Consider the following 16,211-nt stretch of genomic DNA (forward strand, 5'->3'; position numbering starts at 1 on the left):
TATCCGGTAAGGATCTCAAAAAATCAGCAAGAATGAACCTATTAAGATTCCCGGTTTTCCTTTGTTTTCTTCTCCTAATCACCTTTCCCTCCTGTCGCAACGAAAAAAATCAAGGAGCAGAAAGGTCATTGGAAAATGCGCTCTCCACTTTCGAATTGGAGGATGGATTTCAGATTGAGCTCATCGCCGGTGAGCCTTTGATTTCGGATCCGGTGGACATGGAAATTGATGAATTTGGAAGGCTTTATGTCGTTGAAATGCATGGCTACCCTTTGGATAAAAGTGGTACCGGCAAGATCAAATTACTTTCTGACACGGACGGAGATGGCATGATGGACCAAAGCATTGTCTTTGCGGAAGGTCTGATGCTGCCGACTGGAATTATGAGATGGAAAAACGGAGTAATCGTAACCGATCCTCCCCATGTCTATTATCTCGAGGACAGCGATGGTGATGGAAAAGCTGATATTAAAGAGATAATGTTGACAGGATTTGCGGTTTCCAATCCCCAGCACAACGTCAATAGTCCCAGGCTTGGATTGGACAATTGGATCTATTTGGGACATGAACAAGCGGTAACTACAAAGACTTACGAGGCGGAATTTGGTGACAGGGGATCAGAGGTGTATTTTCCTTCCCAACCCGACGGCCCAAAACTTATCCAAAATGCCGGGGGCAGGAGTGTACGTTTCCAGCCTGATTCACATCAATTGGAAGCTTTGGCCAGCAGGACACAGTTTGGGCATACTTTCGATAATTGGGGCCATCGCTTTGTGGTAAACAACAGCAACCATATCATCCAGGATGTGATGGCCGCAAAATACCTTGACCGAAACCCCTTCCTTATTGTACCGGAAACTACCCAATCCATTTCCGACCACGGCAATGCAGCTGAAGTCTTTCCCATAACAAAAAACCCTGAACACCAGCTGTTGACGGATATTGGGGTCATCACTTCTGCCTGTGGAATAACGGCCTACCTTGGCGCCTCATTTCCCTCAGAGTATGACCAAGCTGTATTTGTAGCCGAACCTGTAAGTAATATCATCCATATAGATATTTTGGAGGAAAAAGGAACGGTTTTCACTGCCCGAAGACAGCATGCTGAAAAGGAATTCCTGGCTTCTACTGATTCTTGGTTTCGGCCGGTAAACATGTATATCGGACCCGATGGGGCGCTCTATGTGGTGGACTATTACAGGCAAATCATCGAACATCCGGAGTGGATGGCGGAAGAAGTTATCAAATCCGGCGCATTGTATAATGGAACTGAAAAAGGAAGAATTTATAGGATTACGCCAAAGGGTACCAAACCACTCAACTGGTCAAACAACATCAAATTGGGGGATTTCTCCGCAGAACAGCTTGTAGAAAAACTCAATGACCCCAATATCTGGTGGAGAAGAAATGCGCAGCGGCTCCTTTTGGATAAGAAATCAAAGGAGACAACCGAGGGCTTAACTTTATTGGCTGAAAATCAAAATTCCCCCAAAGGAAGTGTTCATGCATTGTGGACTTTGGAAGGATTGGGCAAGCTTAGTCCCGGCTCAATCCTAAGTGCTTTGAAAAACCCTGAACCAGGCGTAAGGGAAAATGCCATCAAACTAGCTGAATTGCATTTGGATGCTGCTTCTGAATTGAAGGATTATTTACCCAAAATGAAAGATGACAAGGATCCCAAAGTCAGGTTTCAATTGCTTTGTACGCTTGGGTTTTTGGATAGTCCTAAAGCAGCACAAGCCCGGCAGGATTTACTTTTTGGAAACATGGATGATCCATGGATGCAGGTGGCGGCATTATCTGCCCCATTTGAGGAAAGCAGCAAGTTAATGGTTTCTGTTTTGGAAGGTTTTCAACCTGATAATCCTGGATATACCACGCTATTGCAGCGGTTGAGTGCGATGACAGGTGCCAGTCTTGATTATGCTATCATCCTAAATTTGATTCAAAAAGCAACCTCAAAACCAATAGATGGTAAGGATTGGCAGGCTCCACTGCTGCGAGGATTGGCGCAAGGGATTCAAAGTAAAAAAGCATCAGACTCCTCCCTTAAACCAGCCGAAAACCTGCTTGCCAAATCTTGTTTCGAAAATCCCTCCATTGCTGTGCGACAAGCTTCCCTCCAACTGTTGAAGGTCATTGGTCTCTCAATAAATGATGAGTCTAAAATTTGGATGGAGCATGCCAAATTGAACTTAAGGAATAGAACCTTGGCGGATGATGAAAGGGTCTTGGCCATCGAATTCCTTTCGTTACAAAACCCCTATCCCTATCTGGAATCCTTAAAAGGGCTGATTCAGCCTACTGAACCAAAGCCCGTTCAGGTAGCTGCTATAAAAACACTCAGCTATATTCCGGATGACATGGTAGCACCATTTGTTTTGAGCCAATGGTCCACCCTGACTCCTGAAATCAGAGAGGAGGCTATCAATGCCCTGATGTCAAATGAAACAAGAATGAAATTATTGCTCGGAGCTATTGAGGAGGGAACAGTTCAGCCTTCTAATCTTGGCTGGAGGCGAAGTGTCCAACTGATGAATCATTCCAATGAATCCATTAAGACAAAAGCACGCCTGTTGATAAATAAAGATGAAAGCAAAGGGGAAGAATTATTGCAAAAGTATCAAGCAGCACTCACATCACATGGAACCTTCGAAAAAGGCAGAATCATCTTTGACAACAACTGCGCATCATGTCACAAAATGGGGGAAGATATGGGCCGGGATTTTGGTCCTAACCTCGCAAGTCTTAAAAACAGGAGGGCCGAAAACATATTGAGTGATATCCTATTCCCAAACCTGTCCATAGCGGATGGCTATGACCTATGGTCCATCGAAATGCAAAATGGAGAGGTTTTGCAAGGCATCATCGGATCCGAAACACCCAATGCAATTCTCCTTAGGATAGGCGGCGGAACAGAGAGAAACATTTCACGCAGTGACATCAAGAGTCTAAATGTCATGGACATTTCGGCCATGCCCCCAGGTCTGGAAGAAGCCATCAACCCACAGCAAATGGCGGATTTGCTGGCCTTTATCCTTAAAATTAAATCCAACCCAAAATGAAAAAACCACCGATTTTCACCCTGTGTCTTTTGCTTTTCCTTTTTGGTAGTGCGGCCTTTTCCCAGCAACAATCTTTTCCTTGGCCTGAGGGAAAGAAAATGGCGCTGAGCCTGAGTTTTGATGATGCCCGCGCTACAAATACAAGCCTGGGCATTCCACTTTTGAATGAGTACGGAGTAAAGGCCACATTTTTTGTATTGCCAAATAGCCTGAAACGGGATTTGGAAGGTTGGCAAAAAGCCGTAGCTGCAGGCCATGAAATGGGAAATCATTCCATACAGCATCCCTGCAGCGGAAATTTTGTCTGGTCCCGGGAAAGGGCATTGGAAAATTATACTTTAGACAGAATGAAAGCTGAATTGCATCAGGCCAATAAAGAAATTGAGGAATTACTTGGTGTAAGGCCAACAGTTTATGCGTATCCATGTGGCCAAACCTTCGTTGGGAAGGGGATTTATACCCAATCCTTTGTTCCCCTGATTTCTGAAATGTTTCTTGCCGGAAGAAGTTGGATGGATGAAGCGCCCTCTGATCCATTCTATGCAGATATGGCTCAGCTGACCGGAATGGAAATGGACAATAAGGATTTTGATGAAATCTTGCCATTGATTGAATCGGCTCGAAAAACCGGACAATGGTTGGTTTTGGCGGGACATGAAACTGCCGATGCCGGAAATCAAACCACTTATTTAAACATGTTGAAAAAACTTTCAGAATATGCCACTGACCCCGCCAACGGGATCTGGATCGCTCCCATCGGAACAGTGGCAAAATATGTTCTCGATACCCGTCTTGCAACTTCAGACACCACAAACATCCCTGAACTCGTCAGGAGTTCGGCTGATGGCAGGTTAAGGTTGACCGCTGAAAAGGGACGAGCAAATGGTCCCGACATCAAATACATGCCGGATTGGAGGGCTTTTGGATGGTTTACTTCCAAAGACAGTGTGGTATGGGAAGTCGACATCCCCGAAGAAGGAATCTATGAAGTGTGGATGGACTGGTCTGTTTCCGATGAAGAGGCGGGGAAGCAATTTATTCTGTCAGCAGGGAGTGAATCCATACAGGGAAAAGTAGAGAAATCAGGTTCGTGGGAAACTTTCAAGAAAGTTTCAATTGGCAAAATAAGGTTGAATTCAGGCTATCAGAAAGTAATCTTTAAATCTCTGGACCAATTTGAAAATGGGGCCTTACTTGACCTGAAAGAAATCACCATGGAAAAGGTAGGAACGGGGAAATAATAACCCTCCCACTTTATTGTAGCATCGGAAAAAGCCTTTTAATTTCCTCTCTGGAGGGCTGGCTACCATATTCACATATTTCAAAGGCTTCGGCATACTTGATTTGCAGGGACTTGGACTCCCCGTACCAAGTCTTCAAAGCTTCATGGACAGCTGCATTTGGAGCAACGGTGCGCTTGCTTTTTAACCATGCTTTTCTTTCCCCTTTGTCCGTAGGTACTTCTGCTGCATAATTCCCGATCCAAGGCAGCCACTCATAAAACTGAGATTCATGGGCATCCATCGCATCTATTTTTTTATCCAAAACAGGGGTAATGTCGACAGCTATGTCTGCTTTAAAAGGATTAGGTTTTTGGAAATTGTCCTGGAAATAAAGGAAAACAGGGTTTTTTCGAAGAGGCGGTGTATCAGGGGCAATATTGGGAACCCCGACCATATACGCGGCATCCTGAACCAAAATGGCAGTGTACCGGTGGTCCGGATGGTAATCATTGGAACGGTGGGAAATGACCACATCTGCATCCCAATCACGGATGAGGCGGATGATTTCCAACCTGATCGGTAACGTGGCGAGCAATTCACCGTCGTGGTGGTCCAAAACATCGTAAGTGACTCCCAACCTCCGGCCCGCCTCTTTTGCTTCGGCCATTCTTCTTTTGGCCAACATCCCGCCGCCCTCTTTCATGTGCCCTGCATCTCCGTTGGTCACAGAGACAAACTTCACCTGATGGCCCATTTGAACAAATAGGGCTGCGGTTCCTCCCCCTTTGATGTCGCAGTCATCCGGATGGGCACCTATCATGATGATTTTCAAAGGTTTTTCCTGTGAAAAAGCTTCGGTCGTAAAATTCAGGAAAAGGAATGCGAGGAAGAAGTGGGTGATTTTCATGGAAGGGTCATTTGGAAAGTTCAAGGTATTAAAAAGCAAAAGGAAAATCAATTCAGCTTACCTCAAAGACGATTGTTTTACTTGGAAGAGAACTTACAATTCTTTCAATCCAAAATTGAAGTAGCAATTTAATTGTGGATAACTTTGTGATTTAAGCTTTTATCCAGTGGAAAAATTGTGCAGAAATTATTTATTAATTTATTGTAAATCAAATATTTGAGACATAAATTTGATTCTATCAAGTGAGAGATAAAAGGCTGAAAGTAAAATTTCAGACTAGGGTCAAAAACTCGAGATGAAAAGGCAAAGGGGCTGAAAACGGCAACGTAGAAAGTCTGAAAAGGGCAACCACAGAAGTCTTGAAATCATGGATCAAAGCCAAAAGGCTGAGAAATCAGAGTTTGAAAATCTAAGGTTATGAACTTGGGCAACTGAGGGAAAAGTCACAATAACTGTAGCTTGCATGATTTGAAGATTACGGTCTTCAGGTGATGAAGCGGGAAAAGTTCGAAAGAATTTCTTCCCGCTTTTGTTTTTAAGCCCTAGTAATTTTTTTCAAATTCTATTCCCCATCTTTTTTCATTATTGAATCAGGGCAATACATTCATCAGTCAATATCCAAAGTTGTCTTCAACATCGCTGCAGCATCTTGACTCAAATTCCGCTGCAGGTATTGGTTGATCATCCTGAGTTCAGCATCCACATTTCTCCCCTGCGCCTTCATCTCCAACAAGCTATCCCGGTATTTCAAATAAGCCGCTTTGGATTTTTCATGTTGCTGAAGCCTCGCATACACCAAACCCTCTTCCTTATCCAATTCCGGCATTGGATCCAATGCCATTTTCCTTGCTATATGAAGGTAATCCAAAGCCAATTGGTTGGATTCCATTTCATTGGATTTTCTCCTTTGAATCCTACTCATGAGCAGATAATCAATATCAGAAGCCATCCTGGCGTCAGCAAGCTTCAAGGCAAGCAATTGGGCATAGGAGTAATTCTTCAAATGGTATTCCTGCCATGCAGTAATGGAAACAGCACTTGCGATGGTGTTCAGGTACTGTTGGTCATCTAAAAAATTAACCTGAGGATGCTCATCCATAAATTGGGCAGCAATCCTTTTGGCCATCAATTGCTGTTCGGAAGAATAACCTGCACCCAGGTTATCCAAGACTTGGGAGGAAAGGAAATACACAGCCATCCCGAAATCCGTCGCCAAGGTGTAGTCATGTAAAACCCCGTTATTGGCCTCATCTACTGCCATGGCCGTAGCAGCAGCCAAGGTTGCTACTGTTCCCCAAATCCTTGCCCGGCGCTCTGCTCGGATGACCTCATTCAGGTTGACAAGATTATGCTCGAGGACAGCATGGGCAATGCATTGGGCCAAAATCAGGTTGAGTTCATTTTCAGAATCTGTACTCGCAATCAGGCCTGTGGTCAGTACAATCATGCCGTTGTCAAATGAAAATGCGATATGCTCCGTGGAGTTCAAAATGACCAGGCTGAAATCCGAAGCCCTGTCTTTCAGCATGGAAAGCGGATGGATCGAATAGATCAACTGATAGATATAATCATAGAGCATGTCATCCTGCAAAACCATATTATTGGCTAGGGCTTGGGAATAATAATCCATGGCATCTTCTATCAGTTCCTGCCTTAGTCCTCTTTCCCAACCTTTTTTATTGATGGTTTCAGCCCTGTTTTCCATCCACACATTTTCCCAAAAATCAAGGTCGTTGCCAAGAAGGGAAATCCTGTCCTCATTGAAATACCGGTATTCCCCAAATGAGGACCTGATATAGTATTGAACCATTCCGGTATTGATGTTTTTTCTGGTACCATAAACGGTGACCGTATCTCCGACAGCATATTCCCCAAACGGCCGGATGACGTACCCTTTGAGCGTGACTTTACTTTGGGAAAAACTGAAATTTGCAACCAAGATAAAAACCAAAAGAAGAAGGAGCCTTTTCATAAAAACAGGGGTTTAGGAACATAGAGATCCTTACGGATAAAGATGGTTTTAGGTTGTTTTTAGTTAAGTGAAAAATAGATGTGGATAACTTTGTGATTAAAGCTTTTTTCCAGTGGAAAAATTGTGCAGAAATTCTTTATTAATTTATTGGAAATCAATTATTTGAGGCATAAATTTGATTCTATCAAGTGAGAGATAAAAGGCTGAAAGTAAAATTTCAGACTAGGGTCAAAAACTCAAGATGAAAAGACGAAGGGGCTGAAAACGGCAACGTAGAAAGTCTGAGAAGGGCAACCGCAGAAGTCTTGGAATCATGAACCAAAGTCGAAAGGCGGCGGAATCAGAGTCGGAAAACCTAAGGTTATGAACTCGGGCAACTGGGGGAAAAGTCACAATAACTGCAGCTTGACATAATTTGAAGATTACGGTCTTCAGGTTGTGAAGCGGGAAAAGTTCGAAAGAATTTTTCCCGCTTTTGTTTTTATGGCCTAGCTAGTTTTTAAACCAAATTCTTTAAATCCAGTATAAAAAAAAGCAGAGACCATCAAAGGCCTCTGCTTTTTTGTTTTAAAAATTTTGAATGGGTGATTTTTTTTGAGTATCTCCAAATAATCTTCGGATTTTTTAGGAACTGAATTGAAGTTCAATTCCTGCAGCTATGGTCTGTTGACTGTGGTCTGTGGACGATAATCCGACCATATGAAGCCAAAATCCTTATTTCACCCTATTTCGGATTATCCTATTTATCCCTAAACTCAATCTCAGAGATACTCATCAGGATTTCTTCACCTTTTGCTTTTGGATTTTTGAAGATGAAATACACATCCTGTTTTCCAGCTGTGGGATTCAACACAACTTGGGCTTTGGTGGCATTTTGCCTTCTCCACTCAACAGGATTGACTCCTTCGGGAGGTCTTCGGAATTCAGCTTCCTTTGGAACCATCTGTTCACTCTGGCCTAGAAGTTCTCCGGTCGGCGAGCCAACTCTCACCTCCACCGAACCGCCAATGGCATCATTGCGGGGACTTACCTCCACATACAGGTCGATCTGTTTGACACCTGTCAAATCCAATGCTTTAAACCCAATGTGCGATTGGTCACCCACCATAAAAAAGTTGACTCTTGGCGTAGTCATCATATTCACCCCTTTTCGGATATCCGAAAGTTGCGGGTCAAGGAAAGGATTCCGCAAAGCGATGTAATCCACACCGGTAAGCGAACCCACATTTCCTGCACCTTTATCAGCATAGGACGCCCTCAGGAGATAGCCTCCCTGACCATTTTCCCCTTCAGGAACGACAGGTGTCACTTTTCCGCTGAGTGGCAAAGAAGCCACTGTCGGTTTTGTTTCATTCATACTGAGAATAAAATCCACCATTCGCCGTGCATCTGCCTCAGATAACTGCGGATGGGCACTCATCCCGTGTTCCCCCCATACGCCACTGCCTCCATTGATGATCTTCCCGATAAGCAATTTGGTGTTTTCTTCTGTTTTGGGATACCTAGCTGCCACCACGGTGTAGCTCGGACCGATGGAAGTTTTGTCATATTGGTGACAGGATTTGCAGTCGCTTGCTTCAATCAGGTTTTTGCCAATTTTCAAAAACGCCATGTTCTCAGCGCCACTTTGCTTGGAAGCGATCTCTATCGGGTCAAAACCTGCCGGTACATAATCAAAAGTCACAGCGACTTCTTCGGCCTTGATCTTTCCTTCAGCGGATGTCCCATCTTCTTTGTCCTCAACCTGAATAGTATATTCAAATTCCTTTTCCCCGAAATAGAAGGTTTTATTCAATCCCCCAAAATCAATCGAAACAACAGGAGGTTCATTCCCTGCAACGATTTCGAAAGTGGCTGAATTTTTCTCTCCCTTGGTATCGGTGACGGTAAGCAACACTTGGTATGTTCCTGCTTCCGTGAAGGTAAATTCCGGATTTTGATCTTTCAAAACCTGCTTGAATCCACTGGCGGAAGTCAAACTCCACTCAAAACCCAGTTTGCCCTGATCATAATCATCGTAATCGGAAGTCCCCTCAGCGGAGAATTTGGCAGTCAGGGGAACTCCACCGGCATATTTATCCGACGAAGCACTGACATTCGGTTTGCGGTTGCCGGCGTTGTATTCGATTTTGACAATGCGGGAATTGGCATTGCCACGAAACCAGGCGCTGCCGTATTCCAAGACATACAATGCACCATCCGGACCAAAATCCATATCTATCGCCGAGCTGAAAGTTTCATTGGGTAGGAATCGCTCCATGGATTTGTAGTCTCCATTTTCATCCATGGTCACCGCCATGATCCATCCCCGCATAAAATCCACTATAAGCCACTTGCCTTCATAATAAGCAGGAAATACAAAAGGGGCTTCTTTTTTGAAATCTGCCTTGCGGAAAACAGGTCCGCCCGTAGCGCTTCTACCCGAACTTCCCAATATAGGGAACTCCTCCGAAACCCCGTAAGGATACCAGATCATCGCAGGCACTACAGGTGTAGGCAAATTTTTGAGACCGGTATTGTTTACCGATTCATTGACCGGACTATTCACATCAAATGGTGCTCCATAAGTGTTGGTCGCAAGGTCATGTTTGTTGTAGGGTTGGTTGTTTCCGATAAAATATGGCCAACCGAAAAATCCGGGACCTTTGGCCTGATTGAATTCATCATATCCTTTTGGTCCCCAAATAGAATCGATGGAGGCATCCGGCCCTACCTCTCCCCAATATAGGTACCCTGTTTCACTGTCCAAAGTAGGTCTCCATGGATTCCTGTGACCCATTGTATAGATTTCCGGTCTGGTTTTTTCAGTACCTACCGGAAATAAATTTCCCTCCGGAATCGTATAGGTTCCATCATCTTCAGGATGAATCCGAAGGATTTTTCCCCTCAGGTCGTTGGTATTGCCAGGAGCGCGTTGGTCATCTGAACTCTCCATTCCGGGACGCTCGTCAAGGTTGGAGGATCCAACTCGTGGATTGACGGTGTTATTACCTACAGTAAGAAATAGGTTTCCTTCCTTGTCAAATACCATCCCCCCACCGGTATGGCAACATTCCTCCCGTTGGGTCGGAACTTCCAAGATTATTTTTTTGGTATCGGCATACAGGGAATCGCCATGCAATTCCCACCTTGCAAGGACATGCTTGGCTTCCGCAGGGTCTGCGTAATACATATAGATCCAGGAGTTTTTGGCAAAATCAGGATGTGCAATCACACCCATCAATCCCTCTTCTGCTTCCCTTACCCTGCCTTCTTTGTTGGTGTATTTGGTATTGACAGGAATGGTGGCGATAAGCTTCATCTCCCCGGTTTTCTCATCAAAAATCTTGATACCGCCCTTTCTCTCGACCAACAGGATTTTGTTTTGGGGGAGGAAAGTCATTTCCATCGGCTCGTCCATGCCTTCGGTAAGGACGACTTTGGTAAACCGGTTGTCCTCAGGTTTGACAGTAGTATCTTCGGTTTTTTTGCAGGAAAAAAATATCAATAGCAATAAAAGTCCAAAAATTAACCGGAATTGAAAATGTGTTTTGTAGAGGGAAAGCATGGTTTGATGGGTTTAGGATCAAACAACTTAGTAAAAATTTTTCCTTGCTGCTAAAAAATTTTCAGGGATGTGTTTTTGGGGTTTTGATTGGTGGAAAAGGGGTGAGGAAATGGCAAAATGACCGATGACCGATGTTTCGGTCTGTTTAGAACTTAAAGGATTCACTTGTCATTGCCAGCCTTTTTAAGGCCCTTTAGAGACAAAATATCGGTAGAAAATCAACATATAAGAAATTTTCCGTGCCTTTAGGTATGGAATATATTTTGTACCTAAAGGCAAAAAAATCAATGCCCATCGTTTTTTTCTACCCACGTTTAGTCCCTAAAGGGACTTTTGGGAAGGAATTGAATAAGTGGGCATTAAATCGCAATGGTTTTGCTGTCCCTTTAGGGACAAAATATTGGTAGAAAGATTTCGCACATGATGGTTTTCCGTGCCGTTAGGTACGGAATATATTTTGTACCTAAAGGCACAAAAATCAATGCCCATCGTTTTTTTCTACCCACGTTTAGTCCTTAAAGCGACTTTGGGAAGGAATTGAGTTGTGAACCATCTTCTGTGCAAAAATGATGATTTGATTTAGTTCATGGCTGAGACTGGAATTCCCGGTACACCGGTCATCCGTCTTCGGTCTTCTGTCTAGTCTGAATAGGAATTTAAGATTACTGGCAAAGGATCTGATAACTATTTAAACTACTCCATTTCCCCTAAAATCGCCAAAACCAACCTTGCTGAATTCTCTGAAGCGGGACCTACAAATTGGTTGAAATTCATGCGGGCGTGGTTGTTGGCATTGTCGCTGCAGCTGCGGATGACAATAAAGGGAATGTCCAATGTCCTACAGATATGCGCCACTGCCGCCCCTTCCATCTCGGTAGCCAAAGCCTCAAACTCGGTATAGAGCCATTTTGCCTTTTCGTTGCTGCTGACAAAAATATCCCCTGTTGCAATCACCCCGCTGAAAACCTTTGGCTGCCTGTTGGCAATCGGAACAAAAACCACCTTTTGTGCTGCATTTTGACTTATCCGGAGCAAATCCTTGTCGGAATCAATGAACAATTCGTCATGCGCACCCCCGCTTAATTTCCTGAATGGAGCAACAGAAAATCCCAAAGAATCCACTTTCCCGAAGTCATATTGCACCAACTTTTCCCCGATTACCAAATCTCCCGGCAATGCTTCAGGATCCAAGCCCCCTGCCACTCCGGTAAAAATCAGCGTTGAAATTTTAAAATTCTCGGTAAGTACGGCCGTGCTGTAAGCGGCATTGACTTTGCCCACACCGGCTTTGAGGATGACAACCTTCTTGCCTTTCAGTTTTCCTTTGTAAAAATCAATTCCACCCCTACTTACTTTCTTTTGTCCCTGCATGGAATCGAGCAAAATGGCGATCTCCTGATCCAAAGCGCCCATCAGCGCAATCCGTTGGGCAGAGGCAGAAAAGGAAAAACCAACAATCAGTAATAGGAGCAAAAACTTTTTCATAGCCAAAGGAAGAAAATAGAAAGGAGGGTGATGACGAAAAGGATGGGGTTGATTTCGGATTTTTTTCCGGTCAATAATTTCAAAACAGTCCAACTGATAAAGCCAAACGAGATGCCCACTGAAAGGCTGTAGGTAAACGGTATCAAAGTAATTGTAAGGAAAGAGGGAATCGCCTCATCAGGTTTTCGCCAGTTGATTTTAGTCAGCGGCATCACCATGAAGGAACCCACCAATACCAAAGCAATAGAGCTTGCGATGGAGGGAATGATGGAAAGCAGCGGCGAGAAAAACATAAAAGGTAAAAACAGCAGTCCGGCTGTAACTGCTGTGGCGCCTGTTCTTCCTCCTTCTTCGATCCCCACTGCAGATTCGATGTAGGCTGTTCCCGAACTGCTTCCCACCAAACCGGCAAAAAGTGTTGCCATCGAATCTGTCAGCAAAGACTTGCGCATATTTCTTGGGCTTCCATCAGGATCTTTCAGTCCCGAAGCTTCCGCCAAACCCACAAAAGTGGAAATCCCGTCAAATAGAATAGTGAACGTAAATACAAAAATCACCGGCACATAGGCGTATCGGAGCGAACCCAAAATGTCAGCTTTTCCTACCAGACTAAAGTCCGGCAACGCAAACAAACCGGTGTAATTGACCATGGTGGCCACACCGAAATTGACAGCAGAGGCATCTCCCCACCACCTGCCGATCGGCCAAGCCAAAAGGGTCGTGAAGATAATCCCGTAAATGATCGCTCCCGAAACCTTGCGGCTGATCAAGGCGCCCGTCACCAATAAACCTGTCATAAATGTCAGGCTGATAGGATCCTTGAAAGCGGCCATTCCTACGAGTGTGGCGGTATTGTCCACGATGAAGTGGGCATTTTGAAATCCTATAAAGCAGATAAATAACCCGATGCCTGCCGATACCGCATGTCTCAGCGCAACAGGAATGGATGCGATGATTTTCTCCCGGGTTTTGAAAACTGAAAGCAACAGAAAGATCACGCCTGACCAAAATACTGCACCCAAAGCTTCTTCATATGTCAGACCATAACCTTTGACGGCGGTGTAGGTAAAGAAAGCGTTGATTCCCATGCCGGGTGCGACAACGATCGGATTGCGGGCATACAATCCCATCATCAGACTGCCGAAAGCAGACACCAAAACCGTTGCTGTCAATGCTCCCGAAAAAGGCATACCTGCCTCAGCCAAGATGGCAGGATTGACGATGATGATGTAGAAAGCCGCAAGGAAAGTGCTCGTTCCTGCCAGGATTTCAGTTCTAAGGTTTGTAGGTTTTACTTCCATGCATCAGATTCAAAAGTGGAAAGTAAGTCGAAGAGGATTGAAATGCAATTATATAAAGTTGAATGGAAAAGTAATCGACCTGATATTGATTTCCGAAAAGCAACCAAGAAATGTTTTTACTGACGATTACATTTTGGCTTATCTTTGTATTTTTAGAAATAAAGTAAACAAAAAATAGATCATATGGAAACCATGTTGATTCAGATTACCAATCATAAGGCATATAAACTCCTTGAAGATTTAGAAGACCTCAACCTCATCAAAGTTCTTCAAAAAAAGGAGCAAACTCCTGAAAAACTCTCCGAAAAATATGCAGGAAAACTTAACCCAAAAGTAACAGAGGAATTGCAGGAGTACGTTTCAAAAAGCCGTGAAGAATGGGAAAGCAGGAATATTTGATAGACACAAATGCACTAATTGACTATCTAGGTATGAAACTTCCTAAAAAAGGAATGTCGTTCCTCAACGAAGTGGTGGACGTAGTTCCTTACTTATCTGTCATTTCAAAAATTGAACTACTTGGATTTAATACAACTGAAGAACAATATGCGATTCTATCTAGTTTTATTGCTGATTCAGTGGTTTTTGATTTATCGGATAAGGTGGTTGAAAAATGTATCGAACTACGGAAGAAAACCAGAATCAAACTGCCTGATGCCATAATTGCATCCACAGCATTGGTTTATGATTTGAAATTAATCAGTCGAAATACTTCTGATTTTAACCATATTAAAGGTCTTGTTACTATCAATCCCCATTCAATTTAATGGTCAACCTTTTTTACTTTTTAATTATTAGTGAAAGAGATAACTTATTTTTGGTGTTCTTGGAATTCTAAATTCATGGCGGTTCTTTGAAAAAAGAAACCTAATTAAAAGACAGTTTTTTGAAATTATTCCGAAACCTATGTCAAGAAAAATCTTAAAATTCAGACTTGCCAAGCCAACAGACCTCAATGCCCTATGGGAAATCATCCGGCCAATTATCCGCAAAGGAGGCACGTACGTGTTTTCGCTAGATAGCTCGGAAAAGGAAATGATGGCTTTTTGGATGGGTAAGGACAAAAGCACTTTTGTGGCAGAAATGGACGGTAAAATCGTAGGAACTTTTTACCTGAAACCAAACCAACCCGGTTTGGGAAACCATGTCTGCAATGCAGGATTTATGGTCGATGAAAAGGAAAGCGGCAAAAGCATCGGCAGACAGATGGGACTTTTTGCTTTGGCAGAAGCCAAAAAAGAGGGGTTCCTCGCCATGCAGTTCAACTTTGTAGTAAGCACCAACCAAGCTGCCGTCAAGCTTTGGCAATCCTTGGGATTTGATATCATCGGAGAAATCCCCGAAGCCTACCGACATCCCGAAAAGGAATTGGTGGGAGCGTATGTGATGTATAGGAGGCTTTGACGTAGGTTTTTTCGAAAATTTATATGGAAAAAGTTTTTCCCTAAGGTAATAAGCTTCCCCTCTAGGCAATCGGCTTCTTTAATTGCATATCAATGTCATTTAGATAAGCTATTGCGTTATCCAAACCTTTTCCAAAGTTGGGACCAGACCATGAAAATCTTAAAACATCCATTCCGAACTTTGGAAAAGTTTATCAAATCTCCCCTAACTAAACGACATTGAATTGTATATCCACAGTATCCTTTAAGTCGGAGGTTGGAAAAAACACCCAATCCTTTCTGAAAAAAATCAGCACTTGGCCATCAGGTGATGTGCAGTGGCACTTTTTGAGTCGATCCTATATCGTCCGGTAAATTTCTCCCTCATCCAACCTGACTCCAATACAGGAAGTATTACCGCAAAAAGTATACTAACAACCTGAATTTGTATTACCTGTCAGAAAACAGATAGCGGCAACTTTGTCCCGTGATTTAAACTTTAAGCAACATGACAAAGACAATTTTAATAACAGGGGCAAGCAGCGGAATCGGAAAAGAAACTGCCAGATTATTTCAGGCCAAAGGTTGGAATGTAATCGCCACCATGCGAAATCCGGACAGCGAAAGCGAATTAAGCACATTGGAAAATGTATGGGTCACCAAGCTTGATGTATTGGATCTGGATTCTATCGCAAAAGCAGTATCTGAAGGCATTCAAAAATTTGGGGGAATTGATGTCTTACTCAACAATGCAGGCTACGGCGCTTACGGACCCTTGGAATCATTTTCCAGAGACAAAATTTTACGTCAGTTCAATACCAATGTGATCGGGCTTTTGGACGTAACCAAATCAGTTCTTCCGCATTTCCGACAAAACAAAAAAGGATTGATCATCAATATTTCATCCATCGGTGGCAAAATAACCTTCCCCTTGGGTGCATTGTATCACGGGACAAAATTTGCCGTGGAAGGCATCTCAGAATCGCTGCATTATGAAGTGGAGCAGTTTGGCGGACAGGTGAAAATTGTAGAACCGGGGATGATCGCAACAGAATTTTCGGGCAGGTCATTTGACTTTAGCAATGATGACACGATGGTCGAATACCAAAAAATCGTGGGTGCATTGATGGGTGCAATGCCGACAATGGCACAAAATGCTTCTCCCTCAAGTGTGGTAGCAGATGTGATCTTTGAAGCCGCCACGGATGGCAAAAATCAATTGCGGTATACAGCGGGCGAAGACGCCAAAATGTTGATAGCCAACCGCCAACAACATGATGATGCTACATTTATAGGGGGAATCAAGGCACAGTTTGGACTTTAAAATCA

General features: G+C 43.6%; 11 protein-coding genes. 6 read left to right on the forward strand and 5 right to left on the reverse strand.

Annotated features, from left to right (window positions below):
• The first annotated feature begins 32 nt into the window (after positions 1-32).
• A complete protein-coding gene (locus MMU05_RS00460) occupies positions 33-3,065 on the forward strand; it encodes a PVC-type heme-binding CxxCH protein (protein WP_241139719.1) in 3,033 nt (1,010 codons plus the stop codon).
• Positions 3,062-4,306, forward strand: a complete 1,245-nt coding sequence (locus MMU05_RS00465; RefSeq protein WP_241139720.1) for a polysaccharide deacetylase family protein — start codon at positions 3,062-3,064, stop codon at positions 4,304-4,306. Before MMU05_RS00460 ends, MMU05_RS00465 begins: the two co-directional genes overlap by 4 nt.
• A gap of 13 nt (positions 4,307-4,319) precedes the next feature.
• Here the strand turns inward: MMU05_RS00465 and MMU05_RS00470 are convergent, their stop codons facing one another.
• The 5 genes from MMU05_RS00470 to MMU05_RS00490 form a co-directional block, all read right to left on the reverse strand.
• On the reverse strand, positions 4,320-5,195 hold the full coding sequence (locus MMU05_RS00470) for a PIG-L deacetylase family protein (protein WP_241139721.1): 876 nt from the start codon (positions 5,193-5,195) through the stop codon (positions 4,320-4,322).
• Between the two features lie 607 nt (positions 5,196-5,802).
• Positions 5,803-7,167: a M48 family metalloprotease gene (locus MMU05_RS00475; RefSeq protein WP_241139722.1), complete on the reverse strand. Its 1,365-nt coding sequence runs from the start codon at positions 7,165-7,167 to the stop codon at positions 5,803-5,805.
• Between the two features lie 739 nt (positions 7,168-7,906).
• Positions 7,907-10,714 carry a PQQ-dependent sugar dehydrogenase gene (locus tag MMU05_RS00480; protein ID WP_241139723.1) on the reverse strand — a complete coding sequence of 936 codons (2,808 nt, stop codon included), beginning with the start codon at positions 10,712-10,714 and terminating at the stop codon, positions 7,907-7,909.
• 693 nt (positions 10,715-11,407) lie between these two features.
• On the reverse strand, positions 11,408-12,199 hold the full coding sequence (locus tag MMU05_RS00485) for a 5'-methylthioadenosine/adenosylhomocysteine nucleosidase (RefSeq protein WP_241139724.1): 792 nt from the start codon (positions 12,197-12,199) through the stop codon (positions 11,408-11,410).
• Positions 12,196-13,500 (reverse strand): NCS2 family permease, encoded by a 1,305-nt coding sequence (locus MMU05_RS00490; RefSeq protein WP_241139725.1) that lies wholly within the window; start codon positions 13,498-13,500, stop codon positions 12,196-12,198. Before MMU05_RS00490 ends, MMU05_RS00485 begins: the two co-directional genes overlap by 4 nt.
• Positions 13,501-13,683: 183 nt before the next feature.
• Here MMU05_RS00490 and MMU05_RS00495 point away from each other — a divergent pair, with 183 nt between their 5' ends.
• From MMU05_RS00495 to MMU05_RS00510, 4 genes are all read left to right on the forward strand, one after another.
• A complete protein-coding gene (locus MMU05_RS00495; protein ID WP_241139726.1) occupies positions 13,684-13,899 on the forward strand; it encodes a hypothetical protein in 216 nt (71 codons plus the stop codon).
• Entirely contained in the window at positions 13,878-14,267 is a 390-nt protein-coding gene (locus MMU05_RS00500; protein WP_241139727.1) for a type II toxin-antitoxin system VapC family toxin, read from the forward strand. The genes MMU05_RS00495 and MMU05_RS00500 overlap by 22 nt, the downstream gene beginning before the upstream one ends.
• A 139-nt stretch (positions 14,268-14,406) precedes the next feature.
• Positions 14,407-14,904, forward strand: a complete 498-nt coding sequence (locus MMU05_RS00505) for a GNAT family N-acetyltransferase (protein WP_241139728.1) — start codon at positions 14,407-14,409, stop codon at positions 14,902-14,904.
• A 486-nt stretch (positions 14,905-15,390) separates the two neighbouring features.
• Positions 15,391-16,206 (forward strand): SDR family oxidoreductase, encoded by an 816-nt coding sequence (locus tag MMU05_RS00510; RefSeq protein WP_241139729.1) that lies wholly within the window; start codon positions 15,391-15,393, stop codon positions 16,204-16,206.
• The last annotated feature ends 5 nt before the right edge of the window (positions 16,207-16,211 follow it).

This window comes from Cognataquiflexum rubidum, from assembly GCF_022538115.1.
Lineage (GTDB): Bacteria > Bacteroidota > Bacteroidia > Cytophagales > Cyclobacteriaceae > Cognataquiflexum > Cognataquiflexum rubidum.